The sequence below is a fragment of the Kitasatospora sp. NPDC093558 genome (assembly GCF_040683475.1).
GTDB lineage: Bacteria > Actinomycetota > Actinomycetes > Streptomycetales > Streptomycetaceae > Kitasatospora.
Genome location: NZ_JBFBDY010000380.1, coordinates 1 through 6,132 on the forward strand (window position 1 = coordinate 1; position 6,132 = coordinate 6,132).

Annotated in this window: 7 protein-coding genes; 2 read left to right on the forward strand and 5 right to left on the reverse strand. The window is 73.5% G+C overall.

All coding sequences use genetic code 11. From position 1 onward, the window contains the following. The 3 genes from AB0O00_RS26875 to AB0O00_RS26885 all read right to left on the reverse strand — a co-directional run. Positions 1-642 (reverse strand): nitronate monooxygenase (locus AB0O00_RS26875; RefSeq protein ID WP_363655946.1); only part of this gene is annotated, 642 nt, incomplete at its 3' end. Positions 643-702: 60 nt separating this feature from the next. Further along, a complete protein-coding gene (locus tag AB0O00_RS26880) occupies positions 703-1,335 on the reverse strand; it encodes a response regulator transcription factor (RefSeq protein WP_363655948.1) in 633 nt (210 codons plus the stop codon). Further along, positions 1,332-2,546 carry a sensor histidine kinase gene (locus AB0O00_RS26885; RefSeq protein ID WP_363655950.1) on the reverse strand — a complete coding sequence of 405 codons (1,215 nt, stop codon included), beginning with the start codon at positions 2,544-2,546 and terminating at the stop codon, positions 1,332-1,334. Before AB0O00_RS26885 ends, AB0O00_RS26880 begins: the two co-directional genes overlap by 4 nt. A gap of 161 nt (positions 2,547-2,707) precedes the next feature. Here AB0O00_RS26885 and AB0O00_RS26890 point away from each other — a divergent pair, with 161 nt between their 5' ends. Together AB0O00_RS26890 and AB0O00_RS26895 are read left to right on the forward strand one after the other, a co-directional pair. Next, positions 2,708-3,784: an ABC transporter permease gene (locus AB0O00_RS26890; protein WP_363655952.1), complete on the forward strand. Its 1,077-nt coding sequence runs from the start codon at positions 2,708-2,710 to the stop codon at positions 3,782-3,784. Positions 3,785-3,857: 73 nt separating this feature from the next. Beyond that, positions 3,858-4,559, forward strand: a complete 702-nt coding sequence (locus tag AB0O00_RS26895; protein WP_363655954.1) for an ABC transporter ATP-binding protein — start codon at positions 3,858-3,860, stop codon at positions 4,557-4,559. On the opposite strand, the gene AB0O00_RS26900 is transcribed toward AB0O00_RS26895, so the two are convergent. Next, positions 4,519-5,112: a Uma2 family endonuclease gene (locus AB0O00_RS26900; protein WP_363655956.1), complete on the reverse strand. Its 594-nt coding sequence runs from the start codon at positions 5,110-5,112 to the stop codon at positions 4,519-4,521. The genes AB0O00_RS26895 and AB0O00_RS26900 overlap by 41 nt on opposite strands. A 93-nt stretch (positions 5,113-5,205) precedes the next feature. Further along, entirely contained in the window at positions 5,206-5,922 is a 717-nt protein-coding gene (locus AB0O00_RS26905; protein ID WP_363655958.1) for a GntR family transcriptional regulator, read from the reverse strand. Positions 5,923-6,132: the final 210 nt, after the last annotated feature.

Here is a 6,132-nt window from a genome sequence, read left to right on the forward strand (position 1 = left end):
ACCGAGTCCGCCGGCGGCGATCAGCGGCAGGGACGTCACCGCCCGTACGGCGCCGAGGAGTTCGAGCAGCGGCACCGCTCCCGGCGCGTCCCCGGCCCGGTGGGTGCCCCGGTGCCCGCCCGCCTCCGGGCCCTGCACGCACAGCGCGTCCATGCCGACGGCCTCCGCCGCCCGCGCCTCCTCCGGCGTGGTGACGGTGCCCACCTGGAACGACCCGGCCGCGCGGACGGCCGCGGCCTCCGCCGCCGCGGGCAGCCCGAAGGTGTACGAGACGACGTCGACCGGATCGGCCAGCAGCACGTCGAGCTTGGCCTCCCAGTCGTCCCGGTCCGGCCCGATCTCCTCGGGCAGCCGGACCTCCCACCGCTCGGCCTCCGGCCGCAGCCGCTCCCGGTAGGCCGCGACCGCCGCCGGATCGCCGGGCGCGGCCGGGACGAAGAGGTTCACGCCGAACGGCCGGCCGGTCAGCTTCCGTGCGGCGGCGATCTGTTCGGCCGTCCCGGCGGCCGTCCGGTACCCCGCGGCCAGGAACCCCAGCCCGCCGGCCCGGTTCACCGCCGCCACCAGCTCCGGGGTGGTCGCCCCGCCCGCCATCGGCGCGGCGATCACCGGCACGGCGAGCTCGTCGAGACGGACGGTCATCGGGGCACTCCTCAACACGGTCGCGGACACCGAAGCCGCGGGGACGGGACGCCCCTCACCCTACGCCCGCCGGATCAGCCCCCGGCCGCGCGCCTCCCGCACCGCCGCCGTCCGCGAGTCGACGCCCAACTTCGTGTAGATGTGCACCAGATGCGACTTCACGGTGGCCTGGCTCAGGTGCAGCCGCTGGCTCACCTGCTGGTTGGTCAGCCCGTCCGCGACCAGCCCCAGCACCTCGATCTCCCGGTTGCTGAGCGACGCCGCCGGCGTCCGCATCCGCTCCAGCAGCCGGTCCGCGACGGTCGGCGCGAGCGCCGTGCGTCCGGCCGCCGCCGCCCGCACCGCCTGGGCGAGCTCCTCCGGCGGGGCGTCCTTGAGCAGGTACCCGGTGGCGCCGGCCTCCAGGGCCGGCAGGGTGTCCGCGTCCGTGTCGTACGTCGTCACGACGAGCACCCTCGGCGCCCCCGCGCGGGCGGTGATCTCGGCCGTCGCCTGGGCGCCGTTCATCGCCGAGCCCGGCCCGAACTGGAGGTCCATCAGCACGACGTCGACGCCGCCCCCGGCGGCCAGCTCGACCGCCCGTTCGGCGGTGGCCGCCTCCGCGACGATCGTGAAGTCGGCTTCGCCCTCCAGGACGGCCCGCAGCCCGGCCCGCACCACCGGGTGGTCGTCCGCCAGCAGCAGCCGGATCACGCGCCCACCTCCGCCGCCGCCGGGAGCACCGGCAGCAGCACGGCGAGCGCCGTGCCCTCGCCGGGCGCCGACTCCACCGTGAACGTGCCGCCGAGCGCCCGGGCCCGCGCCCGCATCGACGGCAGCCCGAACCCGCCGTCGTCGCGCCCCGGCCGCACCGCGACCGCCGCCGGATCGAACCCGGCCCCGTCGTCGAACACGTCGAGTGCCACCTCGCCCTCCATGTAGCTGAGCGTCACCTCGGCGTGCGAGGCCCGCGCGTGCCGGACGGTGTTGCCGAGCGCCGACTGCGCGATCCGCAGCAGCGCGACCTCCTGCGGCACCGGCAGCCGCACCGCCTCCCCGGAGACGTGCAGGTGGACGGGCAAGCCGCTGTGCGCCGTCGTGGTGGCGCACAGCCGCTCCAGCGCGACCGGCAGCGGATCGCCGTCGAGCGCGGGCGGGGTGAGCGCGCGGACGAAGCGCCGGGCCTCGTCGAGGTTGTCCTGGGCGGCCTGCCGGGCCTGCTCGACGTAGCCGGCCGCGGCGTCCGTGCGCTCCGGCAAGGCCCGCTGGGCGGCCCGGAGCAGCAGCTGGATGCTGCTGAGGCTCTGCGCGAGGGTGTCGTGGATCTCCCGGGCGAGGCGCTCGCGTTCGGCGAGCACACCGGCGGTGTGGTGCGCGGTGGCGAGGTCGGCGCGGGCGGCGGTGAGCTCGTCGATCAGCCGGCGGCGCTCCTCGCTCTCCCGGTACAGCGCCTGGTAGCCGAGGACGGTCGCGGTGGCGACGGCGGCGCCGAGCGCGGGCCCGATCGACGCGGCCAGGCTGAAGGTGTGCTGGTGCCAGGACCACGCGGCGATCGCGGCGGCGGCGGTCAGCGCGACGGCGGCCACTCCGCCGCGGCGCCCGAGCAGGTGCAGTTCGAGGAAGTACAGCGGGAACGCCAGCCACACCCCGTCCTGCGTGGCCACGAGCACGCCCGCCCAGGTGACGCCGAGCAGCGCGAGCCACAGCGCGGCCGCCCCGCGCGAGCGGCGGACGGCGGCGAGCCGCGGCCCGGCCGCGTAGGCGGCGCCCATCGCGACGGCGGCGGCGGTCACGGACGCCGGGTCGCCGTCGCGGCCGACGAAGGCGCGGGCGACGGCGAGGACGAGCAGGCCCGCCACAAGCAGGTGCAGGCAGACCCGGAGGACGCGGGCGACGGGGATGGTGCGGAAACGTTCGGTCGCCATCCGTCCAGCCTAAGTTCCGTCTCCGGGGTCCGGCATCAATCAAAAGGTTGAACTCCGCTTCTGCCCTTCGATGCCGAGGATGCAATCCCCGGTGCGATGCCCCCGGAGCCCCTCCTCGACGACGGTGTACCCAACACCCGTTTCACGCAGAGAGGCCCGTCGTGTTCGTCGCCTGGAGGGACCTGGGGTTCGCCAAGGGGCGGTTCGCCCTGATGGGGACCGTCATCGTGCTGATCACCGTGCTGGTCGGCCTGCTGTCCGGGCTGACCGCCGGGCTCGGCCGGCAGAACATCTCGGCGATCACCGGCCTGCCCGCCGACCACCTGGTCTTCGGACGGCCCGCCGACGGCCAGAAGCTGTCCTTCACCGACTCCCAGGTCACCCCCGACCAGTGGCAGGCCTGGTCACACGAGCCCGGCGTCACCTCCGCCCAGCCGCTCGGCATCACCACCACCAAGGCCGCCGCCGGGCAGCGCACCGCCGCCCTGTCCGCCTTCGGCGTCCCGGACGGCTCCGGGCTCGCCCCGCAGGGCGCCCGCATCACCGCCGGCCACGCCGTGCTGTCGAAGACCGCCGCGGAGAACCTCGGCGGCCTGACCGCCGGCGCCACGTTCACGATGGCCGGCCACCCGCTCACCGTGGCCGCCGTCGACGGGGACGCCGCCTACAGCCACACCCCCGTCGTCTGGACCAGCCTCACCGACTGGCAGGCGTTCGCCCCCGGCGGCGCCGGCCACGCGACCGTCATCGCGCTCACCACCACGTCCGGCAGCGGCCTCGCCGCGGCCGACGCCCGCCTCGGCACCGAGACCCGCACCCGCGACGACGCCCTCACCGCGATCGGCTCCTACACCTCCGAGAACGGCTCGCTGCAACTGATGCGCGGCTTCCTGTTCGCCATCTCCGCCCTGGTCATCGGCGCGTTCTTCACCGTCTGGACGATCCAGCGCAGCGGCGACGTCGCCGTCCTCAAGGCCCTCGGCGCCTCCACCCGCTACCTGCTGCGCGACGCGCTCGGCCAGGCCGTCCTCCTGCTGCTGCTCGGCACCGCTGCGGGCACCGCGATCGCCCTCGGCGCCGGCTCGCTGATCGGCTCCGCCGTCCCGTTCGTCCTGGACGCCCCGACCCTCCTGCTGCCCGCCGCCGTCATGATCGCCCTCGGCGCCGTCGGCGCGGCCCTGTCCATCCGCCGGATCACCTCCGTCGACCCGCTGACCGCCCTCGGGAGCGCCCGATGATTGAGCAAAGCGAAATCACCATCAATAGGTGCGCGTGGGCGAATGCCCTCGCCGAGCGCAGCGAGGTGGGCGCATGAGCCTGCACCTCGACCGCGTCACCCTGACCTACCCGGACGGCGACGGCCGGCTCACCGCCCTCGACGACATCTCGCTGACCGTCCCCGCGGGCACCATCACCGCCGTGGTCGGCCCGTCCGGCTCCGGCAAGTCCAGCCTGCTCGCGGTCGCCGCGACCCTCATCACCCCCGACTCCGGCCGGGTCACCGTCGACGGCACCGACACCACCGGCCTCACCCGCGCCGAACTCACCGCGCTGCGCCGCACCCGCATCGGCATCGTCTTCCAGCAGGCCAACCTGCTGCCGTCCCTCTCGGCGGTCGAGCAACTCCAGGTGATGGCCCACCTCGACGGCCGCTCCCCGCGCACCGCACTCCCCCGCGCCCTCGAACTCCTCGACGCCGTCGGCCTCCGCGACCAGGCCACCCGCCGCCCCCACCAGCTCTCCGGCGGCCAGCGCCAACGCGTCAACATCGCAAGGGCGTTGATGAACGACCCGAAGGTCCTGCTGATCGACGAACCCACGAGCGCCCTCGACCACGAGCGAGGAGCAGCCGTCCTCGACCTGATCACCACCCTGACCCACCAGCGCGCGACGGCCACGGTCCTGGTCACCCACGACCGCACCCACCTGACCGCCGTCGACGAGATCGCCGAAGTCCACGACGGCCGGCTGGCTACTTCTTCGCAGCCAGCACGTCGTCGACAGCCAGCGTGACCGAGGCCCCGATCGACTCCGGCAGCGTGAACGACTGCCCGGGGTGATGGACGGCGTGTACCCGGTACTCGCCGTCTCGCGGCTCGGTCAGCACCATGACCTTCTGGTTCTTCCGGTCGACGATCAGGTAAGCGGGCACTCCCGCATCGGCATAGATGCCGGGCTTGACCTTGACATCGGAGAGGTGGTTGGAGGACGTGACTTCTACGACCAGTCGAAAGATCGCCGGGTCGTAGCAGTTGTGCTTGATCAGGTGGTCCCGATAGTCGGCGTCAACAACCGACAGGTCCGGAATCGCGTAATCCGATGAGCCCCCCGGCAGCCACATGCCGATCCCCTGAACCACTCTGGAGTCCTCACCGTGAAGTCCCGCCGACCACAGCGGAATCATGATGTCGGTGAGCGTTTCCCCATGCGGCCCGTCGGGAGGCGGCGTCACTGTGATCTGACCTCCGATGATCTCGACCCGGTGCCCCACGAGCCGCTCGGAGAGCATCTCGGCGGTTTCGAGCAGCGTCATCCGCCCGAAGGGTTCTTCCAGTGCGGCGGACATGGAGTTCCTCCTGACTGCCGATGTCGAGAACATCATCGTAGGACGCAAGCGCCTTCCGACGCCCGATCTTCAACCCTCACCCGAACGAGTGGTTTAGCCCTGCCGGGCCCGCAGCCGCAGCGCCGTCCGGGGCTCCTCCTCCGCCTCCTGGCCGTTCGCCCACAGGGAGCGCACGTGGCTCAGGTGGCGCGTCATGCACGCCTCCGCCGCCTCCGCGTCGCCCGCGAGCATCAGGTCCAGCAGCTCCAGGTGCTCCTCCGCCGACGACACCAGCTCGCCGCGCTCGTCGAGGCGGTTCAGGCCGTACAGGCGCGAGCGCTTGCGCAGGTCTCCCACGACCTCGACGAGCCGCGTGTTGCCCGCCAGCCCCAGCAGGTCGAGGTGGAACTGCCGGTCCGCCTCCAGGTAGCCGATCAGGTCGTGCTTGCGCGCCGCCGCCACGATCGCCTCGGCCTGCGGCCGCAGCCGCTCCAGCTGCTCCTTGGTCGCCGTCCGCGCGACCCGGCCGACGGTGGGGACCTCGATGAGGGCGCGGATCTCGGTGTAGTCGTCGAGGTCCCGCTCGGTGAGCTCGGTGACCCGGAAGCCCTTGTTGCGGACGGCCTCCACGAGGCCCTCGCGCGCGAGGTCGAGCATCGCCTCCCGCACGGGCGTCGCGGACACGCCGAAGTCGGCGGCGAGCGCGGGCGCGGAGTAGACGACGCCGGGGCGCAGCTCGCCGGAGATGAGGGCGGCCCGGAGCGCGTGGGCGACCTGGTCGCGGAGCCGCTCCTGCACGGAGATCAGGGTGCGGGACTTGAGCTCGGCCATGGTGTTCCTCCGGGTGGGTGCAGAACACCAGCGTACAATGTCACGTTACGGTGCGTGCGCAACGGTCCACGATGCGGTCCGCGATTCGCAGGTCCGCGACGCGGCTCGCAGCTCATCGTGGCAGCGGCCGCCGGCCGTGACAACGGCCGGCGGCACACGATCTGCTACGCCTTCCGGAACCGCCCGACCAGGCTGGTCAGGCTCGACGCC

Excerpts from the sequence above, each read along its gene's own strand:
- AB0O00_RS26900 (WP_363655956.1), bottom strand. The coding sequence starts at position 5,112 with ATGTCCGCCGCACTGGAAGAACCCTTCGGGCGGATGACGCTGCTCGAA.
- AB0O00_RS26905 (WP_363655958.1), bottom strand. The coding sequence starts at position 5,922 with ATGGCCGAGCTCAAGTCCCGCACCCTGATCTCCGTGCAGGAGCGGCTC.
- AB0O00_RS26885 (WP_363655950.1), bottom strand. The coding sequence starts at position 2,546 with ATGGCGACCGAACGTTTCCGCACCATCCCCGTCGCCCGCGTCCTCCGG.
- AB0O00_RS26895 (WP_363655954.1), top strand. The coding sequence starts at position 3,858 with ATGAGCCTGCACCTCGACCGCGTCACCCTGACCTACCCGGACGGCGAC.